We start from the raw sequence: 14,674 nt of genomic DNA, 5'->3' as shown, positions 1-14,674 counted from the left end.
TGAGAAGCGTGTTTTGAAAACAAACCTGATTCGGCAGCACAAGCGAACAGGTAAATAAAATCCAAAAAAGAGGAGACGAAATGAAAATCAAGGGAGTTGTAGCAGCCGGCATACTGTTGGCTGGCGCGCAGGTGCATGCCGACGAGGGCCTGACCATATCGGGCTGGATCGATCTCAACATGGAAAGGATTTCTTCGCCGAAGGGTGCTACCGAGCGGATTTCCAGCGGCGGCTTGAATTCCTCGCGGTTGGTGTTCAGCGATTCGGAAAACCTGGGCGGCGGCTGGAAGGCTTTCTTCACCCATGAGATGCAGTTCGATGCCAGCACCGGCGCTGGTCCAACGCCGCGGCAATCGTTCGTCGGCATGACCGGCCCCTATGGCACCTTGTCACTGGGGCGTCAGAATACGCCTTCGTACTGGGTTGCCGGTTATGCGGATCCAAGCTGGTCGGCGGACTACAGCATGGTCAGCAATATGGAGTTTTTCTATGCGCCATATCGCGAAAGTAACTCGATCAATTACAACACGCCACGCATCGGCGGTGTCCAAGGGCGCTTCATGTATTCCACCGGCGCCGAAGACGGCACCAGGAATGGCCGTTATCTCAGCACCGGCGTCGATTATCGCAATGGCCCCTTGTACGCCGGATTTGTCAGCGACTTGACCAACACCAAGAGCATCGTCGCCGGCTCCAACGCGATACCGACATCGCGCGATAATTATTTCGCATTGACCTATCGCTTTGGCGATCTCGAACCGACTTTCATCTATCACACCTATAACGGCTATTACGCCTATCCGCCGTATGTGGCTTTCCAGAGCAAGGGATGGGACATGCAAATCGGTGCGCGCTACAACCTGAACGAGCGCAACAGTTTCTTCGGCAGCTATGTGCGTCGCAAGGATGCCAACAATGTCAACCTGTCGGATGCGAACGGCGCCGTGGTTGGTTACGGCTATCACTTCTCCAAACGCACTGACTTGTATCTGAACTACGCGCGCATCATCGCCAAAAACAATACGGCAATCCAGTACCCGGTGACGTTCTCGAGCAATCCCGCGCCAACCAGCGGCGTGCAGCTTGGCTTGCGACACGGATTTTGATCGACAGTAAAGACAATAAATTTTGTTTCAAGCTCGGCGGCGACGTCGGGAAAAAATCTTAGGAGAGTCAGAAAATGAACGAGACAGGCAGAACAATCAAACTATTTTCCTGTAGCACCGTGGCGATCGTGTTGTCGGCGTTGCTGACAACGTCCGCCTTTGCCCAGGCTGCTCGCAGCGGCGCCAATCTGCACGCACCGGATGCCCCGCCGGCAGCCACCAATAGCGACCCGCTGCTGCCGGGCGAGCCGGCGTTCCCGGCACCGGGTACCTGGGGTTACAACAAGAAAACCGGAAAATTCAAAAGCCCGGACATGGCGCCCGATGCTTTTGGTGCGCACCCGGTCGACGGCAGCTTGACATATCTGGATCAGAACCAGTACCTGAAGAATGTCAAAATTGAAGGCTTTGTACCTTACGTTGCCGGCGCCGGCCACAGCTGGCAGGCATCCTTTGATTTCGAGGGACGCCGCTATCTGTACGACTATGAAACCTGGATGTACAATCTGTTCGATATCACCGATCCGCACGACGTCAAGGTGATCCAGCAGAAACAGATCAACACCAAGGCCGGCGAACATCAGTTCGGCCCATTCAACGTCAAGTTCAACAAGAAGCTGAACAAGATGCTGGCGGTGCAATGCTATGAAGTGCCGCGCTACGGCACGCTGCATAACAAATATCTGCATCCGGAAGAAATTTCCAAGATCCGTGACCGCAAGATGTTGCGCGGCTTCCGTATCTATGAAGTCACCAGCCCGAAATGGACCGATTGGAAAATCCTGTCGGAAACGCCACTGAACGACAAGCAAACCGCGCAGGACCAGCCGCAGGAAGGATCCGGCTGCCAGGACGTGCCGGTCTATAACGGCGATCAATACTTGTTCGTAGCGGGAGCACCGGACAACAGCTTCAGCAATACCGAATACAAGACCTACTTGTATTCGGGCGCGCAGCTGGCCTATGACGTATCCGATCCAACCAAGCCGAAGCGCCTGTCAACCTGGTGGGCGCCAGGATCGCGTGCTGGCGAAGAAGAGGAATACAAGAAGAATCCGCGCGCGGGCAACAAGACCTCGTGGATGGGATCGCGCATGCCGCTGTTCATTCCGAAGCCGGTCGAGCAGGGCGGCAAGTATGGCTATGCAGCGATGGGCGGCTTTGGCTTCTGGGTGATCGACATTTCCGACCCGAAGAACATGAAGGCGGTGTCGCACATCGATATGCCGGTCAGCGTGACCGGCACCGAGGGCGACAATATCGATGTCTCCAAGGTCGATTCCACCGGCATGGTCTACTACAGCGGCTACCCGATGACCGAGGACTGCTACGAACCGCTGAAAGCGATCTACTCGATCGATGTGCGCGATCCGCTGCATCCGAAGATTGTCAACACCTTGCCGACGCCGACCCCGCCAAAGAGCGCGCCGTTCACCGATTTCTGCCAACGGCGCGGCAGCTTCGGCCCGAAACGCAGCGGTTATGCGCAGATCCAGCCGGGCACGCCAAGCCAGCGCTACATGCCGTATTCGTACTACAACGCCGGCATGCAGATGTTTGATGTGAAAGATCCGCTGCACCCGACCATCGCCGCGTATTTTGTACCGAAGATGATCGATGCCGGCATGAAAACGGTCGATGCCCAAACACTGTCGATCCGGGCGTTGCCTAACCCGGTGCACAGCATATTTGTGGAATGGGATCGCCATCTGGTTTGGGTATTTTCAAACCACGGCATCTACACTTTGTCGGTGCCGTTGTTGGGCAAGCCGGTATTCGGCATGCCGGAAGCCGCCAAATAGAGCGCTTTCAGAATCTGCATGAGCGCCGCGATTTGGCACTCATGCCAGTGTGAAGAAGTTTGTCCCCCTGTGTTTATGTTTCATGCATTTGCCGCTCAGTCTTGAAAGCTGAGCGGCTTTTTTTATCGCGGCAACAGCTTGCCGCGATATCCCTTTAAACGACAACCAACAACAAGAGAGCAGATATGACGATTCGAACCACCCTGGCTGCCACGCTGTTCCTGGCGACTTTCTGCGGCCATGTAAATGCAGCCAGCGAAGACACTTGCCGTGCCTGCCATGCAATCGACAACAAGGTTGTGGGGCCGCCGTTCCGTGAGGTTGCGGCCCGTTACAAAGACGATCGCCAGGCTATCGAAAAGCTGAAAAAGAGCATGCTGGAAGGCAGCAGCGGGAAATGGGGCGATGTGGCGATGCCGCCCAACGCCGGCTTGACGCCGCAGGAAGCGGAGCGCTTTGCGCACTGGGTGATGAGTTTGAATGTGGCTGCACCGTAATGCTCGCCGCGTCGGCGCGCATCAGGCGACAGCTAATGTCGAGTGGTATTTAGGGGAAGATGCGGAAGGAGTTTGAGGTAATGCGCCACCGATTCGGTGGCGCATTGTTACGGCGAATTGCGGGAGTTGGAGCAGGGGACTGTATTTAAATTTCTGTAATTGGCTTGCCAGCTGCTGCAACTTCCGGCGCCTGCACTTCAAGCTCATGATGCTGCGGATTCCGATACCAGACGAAATACACGACGCTCAGTACTGCGACAAACGGAATTCCCGTCAACAGCGTTGCCTTGAATTCGTCGGTGAAGAGGGTAGTCCCCATGATCGCCAGCATCAGCCCTGCACCCAGCAAGGTCAGCACCGGAAAGCCCCACATGCGGAACGCCAGCGGCCGGCCACCTTCCTTGTTCCAGCGGCGGCGGAAGCAATAGTGGGTAACAAAAATCATCAGCCAGGTAAACATTGCGCCGAACATCGAGATTGCCATCATCAGGCCGAATGATGCGTGTGGATAAAGAATGCTGAGCCCGGCCGCCAGAGCGATGCCGATGCAGGACAGCGCCAGTGCCTGCAGCGGCACGCCGCGTCGGTTGACTCGGCCAAAGCGTGGCGATGCGTAGCCGGCGCGCGACAGGCTGAACATCATGCGGGTGGTGATGTACAACTGGCTGTTCATGGCCGACAGCGCAGCGATCAGCACCACGAAGTTGATCAAGGCAGGAGCGCCGGCAATATGGATTGCTTCCATCACTTTAACGAACGGGCTTTTGTCGGTGCCGGCTGCGGACCACGGCACAATCGCCAGCATCAGCGCCAGTGTCAGCATGTAGAACACGACCAATCGCACCATCGCAGCACGGAACGCATGGGTAATTGCCTTTTCCGGTTCTTTGGCTTCGCCTGCTGCGACGGCGATCATTTCAATGCTGAGGTAGCTGAAGATGGAGACGATGACCGCAACCCAGGTGCCCCAGAAACCTTTTGGGAAAAAGCCGCCGTGATCGAAGTAGTTCTTGAAGCCGATCGGGCCGGAAGCAGGAGCGCCGTAAACGATATAGGCGCCAAGCAGGATGAAACCGACAATCGCAACGATCTTGATCGCCGAAAACCAGTATTCCACCATGCCGAAGATATTCACGCTGAGCGCATTGACGCCGATCAGGCAGGCTGAGAAAAGCACGATCCAGACCCAGGACGGTGAACTGGGAAACCAGTATTGCATGTACAGCGCCACCGCAGTTACTTCGGCGCCGATGGCCAGGACGATCGAGGCCCAGTAGGCATAGCGCACCATGAAACCGGCCCATGGGCTAACGTAGTAGCCGGCGTAGGCGCCGAATGAACCGGAGGTCGGATGTGCTACGGTCATCTCGGCCAGGCAGCCCATCAGCAACAGGGCGATGACTGCGCCGATGGCGTAGCTGATGAGGACGCTGGGGCCGGCAAAGCCGATGGCAAAGCCGCTGCCCAGGAACAGGCCGGTGCCGATGGCGCCACCGATGGCTATCATCGACATCTGGGAGCTGCTGAGGCTGCGCTGCAGTCCTTTTTCCTGATCGACTATCTTTTGAAAATGATCGCTGCTGTGCGTCATGACTATCTCCTGATGATTGTTTTATTTGTTGCGTCCCGGGATTCCGGGATCGTGGACATCGATGTGCCGTTGCACCGGCGCCCGGTTGTGTCAGACACCGGTAATTGGGCGCTTAGATGCCGAAGAAGCGGCGTGCATTGCCGCTCAACAGCCTTTCCCGAGTCTGGCTGCTGAAGCGGCTATCGTGGATCAGCTTGCCGACCTGTTGCTCGCCAAGCGGGTAGGGGTAATCAGAGCCAAGCATTACGCGCTCTTCTCCCATTACATCCACCAGCAATTCCAGCGCTCGGGTATCGAACACGGCGGAGTCGACATGGAAGCGGTCGACATAGGACGAGGGCAGTTGCGGGCAATCTTCGCGAATGATGTCGCGCTCGCGCCAGGCATTGTCGACCCGGCCCAGCAGGAAGGCGAAGCTGCCGCCGCCGTGGGCGAAACAGATCTTCAGCGAACGCGGCAGCTTTTCGAAAGCGCCCGACAGGATCAGGGACAGGATGCCGAGCTGGGTTTCCGCCGGCATGGCCACCAGCCACGGCAGCATCCATTTTTTCATGCGCTGTTCGCCGCCCATCATGTCCCACGGATGCACCAGCAAAGGAATCTCTTCATTCGCGCAATGCGTGAGGAAGGCCAGCATGTCGGCGTCGTCCATGTCCTTGTTGCCGAAATGATTGCCGATCTGAACGCCGATGTGGCCGATGTCCTTCGCTCGTGAGGCTTCCCGGCAGGCGGCGTCGATGTCCTGCAACGGCACCTGCGCCAGGGTTTTCAGGCGTTGTGGATTGTGCGCGCACAGTTCGATGGCGTAATCGTTCATGCGTTGTGACCACGGCAGTGCCTGCGCGATCGGATAGCTGTAGCCGAACATCACGGGCGTTGCGCACATGATCTGCAGGTCGACCTCGGCGGCGTCCATTTCAGCAATGCGCCGTGCAGGATCCCACAGCGCCGAATATACCGGCCGGAACGGCTTGTTGCCGGTCATGATCATGCCCTGTTCGTCACCGCTGACTTGCAGCCACGGCGCCCGTTCCGGGTCAAGCGAGGCGGCTTCCGCCTGGGTGATCGGAGGGAAAAAATGGGAATGGATATCGATCACGGAGGATGCGTTTTGCTTCAAGGTGTAGCCCCTTTTTGAGTAACTGATTGCTGGTTCGATGCGGCATGCGCATGCTTGCCAGGGTGGACCGTGTTGCAGTGGCTGCAGACGCGAATGGCGGGATTGCTGTAGAACTGCTCGAACAGCGGTGGCAGGTTGGTGACGATATTTTTCAGCTGGATTTCAATCCGGTGCACCAGGTGGTTGCAGTTGAGGCAGTACCACTCGAAGGCGTCGATCACGCCGAGCGGTCGCTGGCGCTCGATCACCAGGCAGCGGCTATCGGCCTCAGGCCTTTGCGGGGAATGGCGTACATGCGGCGGCAACAGGAAAATATCGCCTTCCTTGAGATCGATGCGTTCCAGCTTGCCGTTATCCATGATGTTGAGATAGGCGTTGCCTTTGATCTGATAGAAAAACTCTTCCAGCGGATCATCATGGAAATCGGTGCGCTGATTCGGGCCACCGACTACCGTGACCATGAAATCGGCGTCCTGCCAGATTTGCTGGTTGCCAACCGGCGGCTTGAGCAGGTCGGCGTGTTGCTCCAGCCAGTGCTGGAAGTTGAATGGTTTGCCGTAGGTCAGCATGAAAGTCTCCTTGCTTGTCTGTCGATTTTTATTTTGTTTTATTTTATTGGCGCTGCTTGATCTTCAAGTCGATTGAGGATCCTTACTTAACGGCTTATATGCGATCGCCTTGATTTCTATCAGCAAATGCGGATGCGGCAGTTGATGCACGGCGACTGTAGTGCGGGTCGGGCCGTCGTAATCAAAGTATTCGCCATAGACCTGGTTGTAGCCACCGAAATCGTTCATGTTGACCAGGAAGGTGGATATCTCGACGATGTCCGCCAGATCCGCGCCGGCACTGCGCAAGATATCGCGCATGTTGTCGATCACGGCGCGAGTCTGTGCCTGGATATCCAGGCGGGTGGTGCCCATCGCATCAACCTCGACGCCGACCAACGTGTTGTCTGGGCGACGCGAACTGGTGCCGGAGACGAACAGGAAATCACCGGCGCGCTTGATGTGCGGGAACTTGCCGCGTGGTTTCGCTTTGCCGGTGACTACAGTGGCCTGGGTAGCATTGGAAATGGCGCTCATTGCGGTTCTCCTGCTGCGGTAAAGAATTCGACCTGGCCCAGGCCGCCAATCTCGGTCGCCACATGCAGTCCTGGTGTCAATGCCTCAGCTGCGGTAGCTGCGCCGGCCATGATCAGGGAGCCGGCCGGCAGCGACATTTCGGCCTTGCTGAGCAACTGCGACGCTTGCACCACACTGCGCAGCGGATTGCCGAGGATGGCGCCGGTGCTGCCGAGTTGCACCGCGTGGCCATTGAAGCGCATGGCGACGCCGCAGTTGACCAGCTCGCGCAGGTTGTCGGAGAAGGCGCCGACTACCAGTGCAGCCGATGAGCAATTGTCTGCCACCACATCTTCCAGCGTGAACTTGAAATTGCGATAACGGGAATCGATGATTTCCATGGCCGGCGCCGCTGCCGCCAGATAGCCGACCGCTTCCAGCATGGTCAGCGGACGATCGATCACGCGGCTGGTCAGGAAGCACACCTCCGGCTCTACCCGAGGATGGATGAAATCGGCCAGGTCTACTGTGCCGCCGTCATCGCGTAGCATGGCGTCAGTCAGCAATCCCCAGATCAGGCTATCGACACCCATCTGCACCATCTTTGCGCGGCTGGTGAAGCCAAGCTTGATGCCGATCGGCTGCTCGCCACGGCGGTGTCGTTGCGCAATTGAGGCGCGCTGGATCTGATATGCCTGATCCAGGTTGAATGCATGCTGTGGCGTCAGTGGATCGATTTCAATGCGATCCTTGGCTGCATTATCCAGTGTGGCTGCCAGCGCTTGCAGGCTGGCGGCAGTGATGGTTGTACTCATGCCGGCACCGCCAATCCGCGTTGCTTGATCAGGTCCAGTGCGACGTCGACGATCATGTCCTCCTGGCCGCCAACCATACGCCGTTTACCCAGTTCGACCAGGATGTCTACCGCAGCAATGCCATAGCGCCGTGACGCCGCTTCGGCATGCCGCAGGAAGCTGGAGTAGACACCGGCATAGCCGAGCGCCAGGGTCTCCCGGTCAACCCGTACCGGGCGATCCTGCAGTGGCCGCACCAGATCGTCGGCGGCATCCATCAGCGTGAACAGGTCGGTGCCATGCTGCCAGCCCATGCGGTCGATGGCGGCGATGAATACTTCCAGTGGCGCGTTGCCGGCGCCGGCGCCCATTCCTGCCAGCGATGCGTCGACGCGATCGCAGCCGTGTTCTACCGCAACGATCGAGTTGGCGACACCGAGTGCCAGGTTGTGATGGGCGTGCATGCCGGTCTGGGTTTCCGGCTTGAGAACATCCTTGAAAGCCTGGAAGCGTTCGGCGACATCGCGCATCGACAGCGCACCGCCGGAGTCGACCACATAGATGCATTCGGCGCCGTAGGATTCCATCAACTTGGCCTGTTGCGCCAATGCAGTTGGCGTCGTCATGTGCGACATCATCAGGAAGCCGACCGTATCCATGCCCAGCTTGCGCGCGTGTTCGATATGCTGCTTCGAAATGTCTGCTTCGGTGCAGTGGGTGGCCACGCGCACGGTACGGGCGCCGACGGAATGCGCTGCATTCAAGTCATGCAGGGTGCCGATGCCTGGCAATAGCAAGGTAGCGACGCGCGCATGTTGTAGTACGTCGGCGACGGCTTCCATCCATTCCAGATCGGTGTGGGCGCCGAATCCGTAGTTGAAACTGGAGCCGCTCAATCCATCGCCATGCGCGACTTCAATGCTATCCACCTTGGCGGCGTCGAGTGCTTTGGCGATGGCGACCGCCTGCTCGATCGAATATTGATGGCGTATCGCGTGCATGCCGTCGCGCAGCGTGACGTCGGAGATATAGATTTTCTTGTTCGGTTGTGTGTGCTGACTCATGGATAGGGTCCTTATTTGACGCTGTGCGGATGTGCAAGGCCGGCTGCGATCTGTTCCGCGGCAGCCAGGGCTGCCGAGGTCATGATGTCGAGGTTGCCGGCATAGGCGGGCAGGTAGTGGGCGGCGCCTTCGACTTCGAGGAATATCGATACTTTGAGCCCGGAAATTTTTCCGAGGCCGGGAATGTTCACTGCCTGCTCCGGGCTAATCCGGTCGAACTGGACTTGCTGTTTCAGGCGATAACCCGGGACGTATGCCGCTACGTCGCGCACCATCTGTTCCACCGACGCGCGGATGGCCGTTTCGTCGGCACCGGCTTCGGCCAGGCAGAACACCGTATCGCGCATCATCAGCGGCGGTTCTGCCGGATTCATGACAATGATCGCCTTGCCTTTTTCTGCGCCACCGACACTGACGATCGCGTTGGCAGTGGTTTCGGTAAATTCGTCGATATTGGCGCGGGTGCCAGGACCAGCCGATTTGCTGGCGATCGACGCGACGATTTCCGCGTAATGCACTTTGGCCACACGCGACACCGCACGTACCATCGGAATCGTCGCTTGGCCGCCACAGGTGACCATGTTGATGTTGGCGCTGCCGAGATGTTCGCTCAGGTTGACTACTGGCACCACATACGGACCGATGGCGGCGGGCGTCAGGTCGATTACCTGGATGCCGTGTTGTTGCAGTACCCGGTTGTGTTCGGCATGGGCGCCGGCGGAGGTGGCGTCGAAGGCGATCCTGATTTCATGGAAGCCGGGCAGGCGGGTTAGCCCGTCGATTCCCTCATGCGTGGTGGCGATGCCCATGCGCGCGGCCCGGGCGAGGCCGTCGGATCGCGGATCGATGCCGACCATCGCGCCCATTGCCAGGTGCTTGGCGTTGCGCAGCACCTTGATCATCAGGTCGGTGCCGATATTGCCGGAGCCGATGATGGCGACTTTGTGGCGGGGATGACCGCCTGGTTGTGTGACTTCCATAATTTTCCTTAGAACCTTTTCGAAATCTTTGATCGGTGTTTCTGTAGTCGCGGCCATTTTCGTCGCCGTCAATCAATACGCATGCTGCCCTCGCGTTCCGTCGCGAGCCACTCCGTGGTTAGCGAGTTGCTTCGCAGTGAGCGAATCACCTCGCAATTAGCGAACCACCTCGTAGTTAGCGAACCATCTCGCAGTTAGCGAACCACCTCGTAGTTAGCGAACCACCTCGTAGTTAGCGAACCACCTCGCAGTTAGCGAACCATCTCGCAGTTAGCGAACCACCTCGCAGTTAAATGGGGTCAGAGTTTTTTTTCGGCGGGGGTCTTGCCGAAAATTACTCTGACCCCTTTTAACGGGCCACGGAGTAAGTGCGGTGGTGCATCAGTCGTGTTCATTCGGTACTACTTAAAACGGTTGCTACTCCGTGGAGACTAGCCGGGGGTAGCCCGGCAGCTACTTACTTTCTTTGCTTCGCCAAAGAAAGTAAGCAAAGAAAGGCGATCGCACAGCCGTTGCCCGCCTGCGGCGGGTCCCCAAATGCGCCGCGCGCCAGTCGGATGGGACACAAACTCGCTTCGCTCAAACATGTGTCCCATAATTCCCGACTGTCACCCGCCCCATTTGGCAACGTCAGCATGCGAAAAGTCAAAAGCAACGGCAACTTCAAAAACAACGGCAACTTCAAAAACAACGGCAACTTCAAAAGCAACGGCAACTTCAAAAGCAACGGCAACAACAACGTCAAAAACAACAGCCTCGCTATTAATACGTTCTCAGGATCGCAATGCCTCAAAAGCGGCACTGACGCGTCCTAGTCCTTCGATTTGTGCGTCGAATACGTCCCCGGCATTGACTGCCACCATCGGTCCCAGTGCGCCGGTCATGATGATGTCGCCTGGTTGCAGCGGTCGGCCGTAGCGTTGCATTACATCGGCCAGCCAGACCGCGGCGTGTAGTGGATTGCCTAGGCAGGCGGCGCCGGCGCCGATTGAGACTTGGTCGCCGCGTCGCTCCATCAGCATGCCGCATTTGACGATGTCGAAATCGGCCAGTTTGACCGGACGCGAACCGAGTACGAACATGCCGCTGGAGGCGTTGTCGGCGATTGTGTCTGCCAGCTTGATATCCCAGCCGGCAATTCGGCTGCCGACGATTTCCAATGCCGGTAGCGCGTAGGCGGTGGCGTTGATGATGTCGGCTATCGTATGTTTTTCATGTGTCAGCGGACGTTCGATGATCAATGCGATTTCAGCTTCGATCTTCGGTTGCAGGATACGATCGACCGGGATCGACTCGCCGTCGGCAACGCACATGTCGGCGAACAACATGCCGAAATCCGGCTGGTCGACACCCAGCTGTTTTTGTACGGCCTTGGATGTCAAACCGATTTTTCTGCCTACCAGCCGGCGTCCCTGTTGCACCCAGCGTTCAGTGTTTTTCTGCTGTACCGCATAGGCTGCTCCGATATCGCTTTGACCAATCAGGTCACGCACCGGCGCACAGGGTTGGCGGTCGATGTGCGCTTGCCAGAGACGGTCGGCAGCTTGTTCAATATGGTTGTTCATGCTTCCTCTAGGATTGGACGAAGGAGAATTCGATTTCGACGCTCGCGCCGAGCGGCAAAGCGCTGACACCGACGCTGGTGCGTGCCGGCGGTGTCATGTCGCCGCCGAAGAAGGCTTCCCATGCCGCATTGATTTCCGCGAAAGATTCAAAGCGCGTGGTAAAAATCCGTGCGATCAACAGATCGTCGAGGGCGACGCCGTAGTCGCTTAAAGCGCGCTGCAGATTGGCCAGGATGCAGGCGGTTTCTGCGCCCGGCCCACCATCGACCAATTGACCGCTGATAGGGTCAAGGGCGATCATGCCGGACACCTGCACGATCGGGCCGATCTTCACGCAAGGACTGTAACGAAAGCGCGGCGCCGGTATAGCGGCAGACTGGATGCAAACGCGGTGATTGCTGTTCATGGTTGTTCTGCTTTTACAGTTTGATGCAGATATTCACGACTTCCGAATAGAAATCGAGCGAGTAACGGCCGCCTTCGCGTCCCAATCCGGATTGCTTGACGCCGCCGAACGGCGTCCGCAAATCGCGCAGATACCAGGTATTGACCCATACCAGGCCGGCGTCTATCTGCGGCGCCACGCGATGCGCGCGCGCCAGGTTGGTAGTCCACAAGGCGCAGGCCAGGCCATAGTCGCTATGGTTGACGCGGGCGATGACTTCGACTTCATCGTCGAATGGCGCGATGTGGCATACCGGGCCGAAAATTTCTTCGGTGACGCAGCGTGCGTCGTCCGGCAAACCGGTCCAGATGGTTGGTTGCACATAAGCGCCGGCATCGCGGGCATCGCCGAATTGCGGCACGCCGCCGCCACAGACCACGGTTGCGCCTTCCTGTTCGGCCAGCTTGTAGTAAGACAGCACCTTGTCGCGGTGACCATGTGAAATCAGCGGCCCCATGTCAACGTTTGGCTCATCCGGATAACCGACCTTGAGCACTTCGGCTTTTTCCTTGAGTGCGGCGACGAAGCGCGGAAAGATCGAACGCTCGACATAGACTCTCTCGGAACACAGGCAGACCTGGCCCGAGTTGGTGAATGAGGAGCGCATCACGCCTGCGACAGCTGCATCGAAGTCAGCATCGGCAAACACCACTGCAGCATTCTTGCCACCGAGTTCAAACGACACTTCCTTCATGCCATCGGCGACTGCCTTCATGATGGTGCTGCCGGTTTTCGATTCGCCGGTGAAAGTGATGGCGTCGATGCCTTCATGTCTGGTCAGGAATTCACCGGCGGAGTTGGCGCCGAAGCCGTGGATCAGGTTGAATACGCCGGGGGGAATGCCGGCGTCGCGCATCACTTCAGCCAGCAGCGTTGCCGACGATGGCGATTCTTCCGATGGCTTGGCCACGACGGTATTGCCGCAAGCCAGCGCTGGCGCGACTTTCCAGGTGAACAGCAACAATGGCAGGTTCCACGGCGAAATGATGCCGACCACACCCAGCGGTTTGCGCAGCGTGTAGTTCAAGGCGCCTGCACCATCCGCAGTATCGCTTTGGAACAGATCGGTGTTGGCGGTTTTTGCGAGATCGGCGAAAGTGCGGAAATTGGCGATGCCGCGTGCAATGTCGAGGGTGCGCGCCTGCTCCAGTGGGCGTCCGGTATCGGCGACTTCTGCTGCCACAAATTCATCAAAGCGCGCCTGGATACCGTCGGCAACCTTGTGCAGCAATGCAGCGCGCTGCTGTACGCCGAGCTTGCCCCATGGGCCATCAAGGGCTGCCTTGGCGGCCTTGACTGCCGCGTCTACGGTGCTTGCATCGGCTTCGCAAACCGCGCCGATCAGGCTACCGTCGACCGGCGAAATGTTATTGAAGGTCTTGGCGGTAGCGACGAACTCGCCACCGATGAAATGCTGCAATTGCCTGGCTGTCTTGATGCTCACAACAATGTCTCCCTATGGCTTGCGACCTGGCCGATGTGTTATCGGACCGTGCAGTCTGCTGCGCGCTGTGCGCACGTCTTGGTCGTTCTGGTCGGACTAGTATAGGGAGAGCTAGATATCAATCATAATGAAATAAAGTGAGTCTGATATTCCATAAATCTATAGCGATAGAAGTCGCTTTCACGCCTGGTTGCAAAGTTTTTTCCACTCTCACCGAAGTGCTGGGAAGTTGGCTGAATGGCCACGGTTTAACGCTCGGCTGCAGTCTGTTTCAGGCATTCGATGAACAGATGTGCGGCCGGCGTCGGTGCCCGGTCGGCGCGTACCGAATAACCGATGTCACCGAATTTGCCGAGATCGCCGAGGTCCAGCACGGCCAGCAGGCCGAGCCGGGAAAAATGCTCGGCGACAGCGCGCGGCATCAACGACAGGGAGGGAGAATCCTGCAACAGGCCGATATTGGTCAGCAATGATAACGATTCGACAATGTTGGCCGGCATGTTGAGGCCCGCGTCCAGGAACAGATGCTCGGCAGTCAGGCGCGCCGGCGATTCCGGCAGCGGCAGGATCCACGGCCACTCCAGCAGATCGGGTAAGTGGATATCGCTGCGTTGCGCCAGCGGATGCTGGCAGCCGGCGACCGCACACATGGCTTCCCGGTACAACATCGTGTGTTCAAAGGAGAACATGCGCGCCAGCGGCAGGTCGCGCTCCGGCAGGCGTCCGACCACCACGTCTAGTTCGCCGCTGGCCAATGCCGGGAATAACTGGTCGGTCGGTCCTTCGCGTACTGTGATCAGCACGCCGGGGCGCTGCTGCTTGAGCCTGGCGATGGTTTGCGGCAGCAAGCGCGCGGATGCCGAAATCAGGGTGCCGACGATCACGTGGCCGGTGTCGCCGGAGCGGAAGGCATTCAGTTCGTCAGTCAGGTAGCGCAGTTCGGCGATGACGGTCTTGACGCGCGCGCCCAGCAGGGTGCCGTAGCAAGTCGGCACTACGCCGCGGTTGGTGCGTTCGAACAACGGCACATCAAGATCGGCTTCCAGTTCCTGGATTGCCTTGGTGACGGCGGGTTGGGTCAGATTCAATTCACGGGCGGCGCGAGCGATTGAAGAGGATTCCAGAACGCGCTCGAAAATCAGCAGCGGCTTCAATTTCAAACGACGCATCATGGCATCGACCAACGGAATGTTGGCGCGCTT

Annotated in this window: 15 protein-coding genes; 3 read left to right on the top strand and 12 right to left on the bottom strand. The window is 58.0% G+C overall.

The window, feature by feature from the left end; all coding sequences use genetic code 11:
- The first annotated feature begins 80 nt into the window (after positions 1 to 80).
- From ACIPF8_RS17665 to ACIPF8_RS17655, 3 genes are all read left to right on the top strand, one after another.
- Entirely contained in the window at positions 81 to 1,106 is a 1,026-nt protein-coding gene (locus tag ACIPF8_RS17665) for a porin (protein WP_400423502.1), read from the top strand.
- 74 nt (positions 1,107 to 1,180) lie between these two features.
- Positions 1,181 to 2,908 (top strand): LVIVD repeat-containing protein, encoded by a 1,728-nt coding sequence (locus tag ACIPF8_RS17660; RefSeq protein ID WP_400423500.1) that lies wholly within the window; start codon positions 1,181 to 1,183, stop codon positions 2,906 to 2,908.
- Between the two features lie 185 nt (positions 2,909 to 3,093).
- The gene (locus ACIPF8_RS17655; protein WP_400423498.1) at positions 3,094 to 3,405 is read left to right on the top strand and encodes a c-type cytochrome; all 312 of its coding nucleotides are present in this window, start codon (positions 3,094 to 3,096) and stop codon (positions 3,403 to 3,405) included.
- Between the two features lie 145 nt (positions 3,406 to 3,550).
- Here ACIPF8_RS17655 and ACIPF8_RS17650 read toward each other — a convergent pair whose 3' ends face one another.
- From ACIPF8_RS17650 to ACIPF8_RS17595, 12 genes are all read right to left on the bottom strand, one after another.
- Positions 3,551 to 4,996 (bottom strand): amino acid permease, encoded by a 1,446-nt coding sequence (locus ACIPF8_RS17650; protein WP_400423496.1) that lies wholly within the window; start codon positions 4,994 to 4,996, stop codon positions 3,551 to 3,553.
- A gap of 112 nt (positions 4,997 to 5,108) precedes the next feature.
- Complete coding sequence (locus ACIPF8_RS17645; protein WP_400423494.1) at positions 5,109 to 6,116, bottom strand: amidohydrolase family protein; 1,008 nt, start codon at positions 6,114 to 6,116, stop codon at positions 5,109 to 5,111.
- Positions 6,113 to 6,685, bottom strand: a complete 573-nt coding sequence (locus ACIPF8_RS17640; RefSeq protein WP_400423493.1) for a 3-hydroxyanthranilate 3,4-dioxygenase — start codon at positions 6,683 to 6,685, stop codon at positions 6,113 to 6,115. Before ACIPF8_RS17640 ends, ACIPF8_RS17645 begins: the two co-directional genes overlap by 4 nt.
- Positions 6,686 to 6,748: 63 nt before the next feature.
- Positions 6,749 to 7,201: a RidA family protein gene (locus ACIPF8_RS17635; RefSeq protein WP_400423492.1), complete on the bottom strand. Its 453-nt coding sequence runs from the start codon at positions 7,199 to 7,201 to the stop codon at positions 6,749 to 6,751.
- On the bottom strand, positions 7,198 to 7,995 hold the full coding sequence (locus ACIPF8_RS17630) for a 2-keto-4-pentenoate hydratase (protein ID WP_400423490.1): 798 nt from the start codon (positions 7,993 to 7,995) through the stop codon (positions 7,198 to 7,200). Before ACIPF8_RS17630 ends, ACIPF8_RS17635 begins: the two co-directional genes overlap by 4 nt.
- Entirely contained in the window at positions 7,992 to 9,038 is a 1,047-nt protein-coding gene (gene dmpG, locus ACIPF8_RS17625; protein ID WP_400423488.1) for a 4-hydroxy-2-oxovalerate aldolase, read from the bottom strand. Before dmpG ends, ACIPF8_RS17630 begins: the two co-directional genes overlap by 4 nt.
- An 11-nt stretch (positions 9,039 to 9,049) precedes the next feature.
- On the bottom strand, positions 9,050 to 10,018 hold the full coding sequence (locus ACIPF8_RS17620) for an acetaldehyde dehydrogenase (acetylating) (RefSeq protein WP_400423486.1): 969 nt from the start codon (positions 10,016 to 10,018) through the stop codon (positions 9,050 to 9,052).
- A 457-nt stretch (positions 10,019 to 10,475) separates the two neighbouring features.
- Complete coding sequence (locus ACIPF8_RS17615) at positions 10,476 to 10,769, bottom strand: hypothetical protein (RefSeq protein WP_400423484.1); 294 nt, start codon at positions 10,767 to 10,769, stop codon at positions 10,476 to 10,478.
- 22 nt (positions 10,770 to 10,791) lie between these two features.
- Positions 10,792 to 11,583, bottom strand: coding sequence for a 2-keto-4-pentenoate hydratase (gene mhpD, locus ACIPF8_RS17610; protein ID WP_400423482.1), 792 nt, complete (start codon positions 11,581 to 11,583; stop codon positions 10,792 to 10,794).
- Between the two features lie 7 nt (positions 11,584 to 11,590).
- The gene (locus ACIPF8_RS17605; protein WP_400423480.1) at positions 11,591 to 11,989 is read right to left on the bottom strand and encodes a RidA family protein; all 399 of its coding nucleotides are present in this window, start codon (positions 11,987 to 11,989) and stop codon (positions 11,591 to 11,593) included.
- A gap of 13 nt (positions 11,990 to 12,002) precedes the next feature.
- A complete protein-coding gene (locus tag ACIPF8_RS17600; protein ID WP_400423478.1) occupies positions 12,003 to 13,472 on the bottom strand; it encodes a 2-hydroxymuconic semialdehyde dehydrogenase in 1,470 nt (489 codons plus the stop codon).
- Between the two features lie 248 nt (positions 13,473 to 13,720).
- Positions 13,721 to 14,644 carry a LysR substrate-binding domain-containing protein gene (locus ACIPF8_RS17595; RefSeq protein WP_400423769.1) on the bottom strand — a complete coding sequence of 308 codons (924 nt, stop codon included), beginning with the start codon at positions 14,642 to 14,644 and terminating at the stop codon, positions 13,721 to 13,723.
- Positions 14,645 to 14,674 lie beyond the last annotated feature (30 nt).

This window comes from Collimonas sp. NPDC087041, assembly GCF_044745265.1.
Taxonomy (GTDB): Bacteria; Pseudomonadota; Gammaproteobacteria; order Burkholderiales; family Burkholderiaceae_D; genus Collimonas.
The sequence above is the reverse complement of the archived record's forward strand: the minus strand, read 5'-3'. Positions and strand labels throughout refer to the sequence as shown.

Bases quoted from the DNA above. Each gene is read 5' to 3' on its own strand.
- ACIPF8_RS17605 (WP_400423480.1), bottom strand. From the start codon at position 11,989: ATGAACAGCAATCACCGCGTTTGCATCCAGTCTGCCGCTATACCGGCG.
- ACIPF8_RS17630 (WP_400423490.1), bottom strand. From the start codon at position 7,995: ATGAGTACAACCATCACTGCCGCCAGCCTGCAAGCGCTGGCAGCCACA.
- ACIPF8_RS17650 (WP_400423496.1), bottom strand. From the start codon at position 4,996: ATGACGCACAGCAGCGATCATTTTCAAAAGATAGTCGATCAGGAAAAA.
- dmpG (WP_400423488.1), bottom strand. From the start codon at position 9,038: ATGAGTCAGCACACACAACCGAACAAGAAAATCTATATCTCCGACGTC.
- ACIPF8_RS17640 (WP_400423493.1), bottom strand. From the start codon at position 6,685: ATGCTGACCTACGGCAAACCATTCAACTTCCAGCACTGGCTGGAGCAA.
- ACIPF8_RS17655 (WP_400423498.1), top strand. From the start codon at position 3,094: ATGACGATTCGAACCACCCTGGCTGCCACGCTGTTCCTGGCGACTTTC.
- mhpD (WP_400423482.1), bottom strand. From the start codon at position 11,583: ATGAACAACCATATTGAACAAGCTGCCGACCGTCTCTGGCAAGCGCAC.
- ACIPF8_RS17595 (WP_400423769.1), bottom strand. From the start codon at position 14,644: ATGATGCGTCGTTTGAAATTGAAGCCGCTGCTGATTTTCGAGCGCGTT.
- ACIPF8_RS17635 (WP_400423492.1), bottom strand. From the start codon at position 7,201: ATGAGCGCCATTTCCAATGCTACCCAGGCCACTGTAGTCACCGGCAAA.
- ACIPF8_RS17660 (WP_400423500.1), top strand. From the start codon at position 1,181: ATGAACGAGACAGGCAGAACAATCAAACTATTTTCCTGTAGCACCGTG.
- ACIPF8_RS17665 (WP_400423502.1), top strand. From the start codon at position 81: ATGAAAATCAAGGGAGTTGTAGCAGCCGGCATACTGTTGGCTGGCGCG.
- ACIPF8_RS17620 (WP_400423486.1), bottom strand. From the start codon at position 10,018: ATGGAAGTCACACAACCAGGCGGTCATCCCCGCCACAAAGTCGCCATC.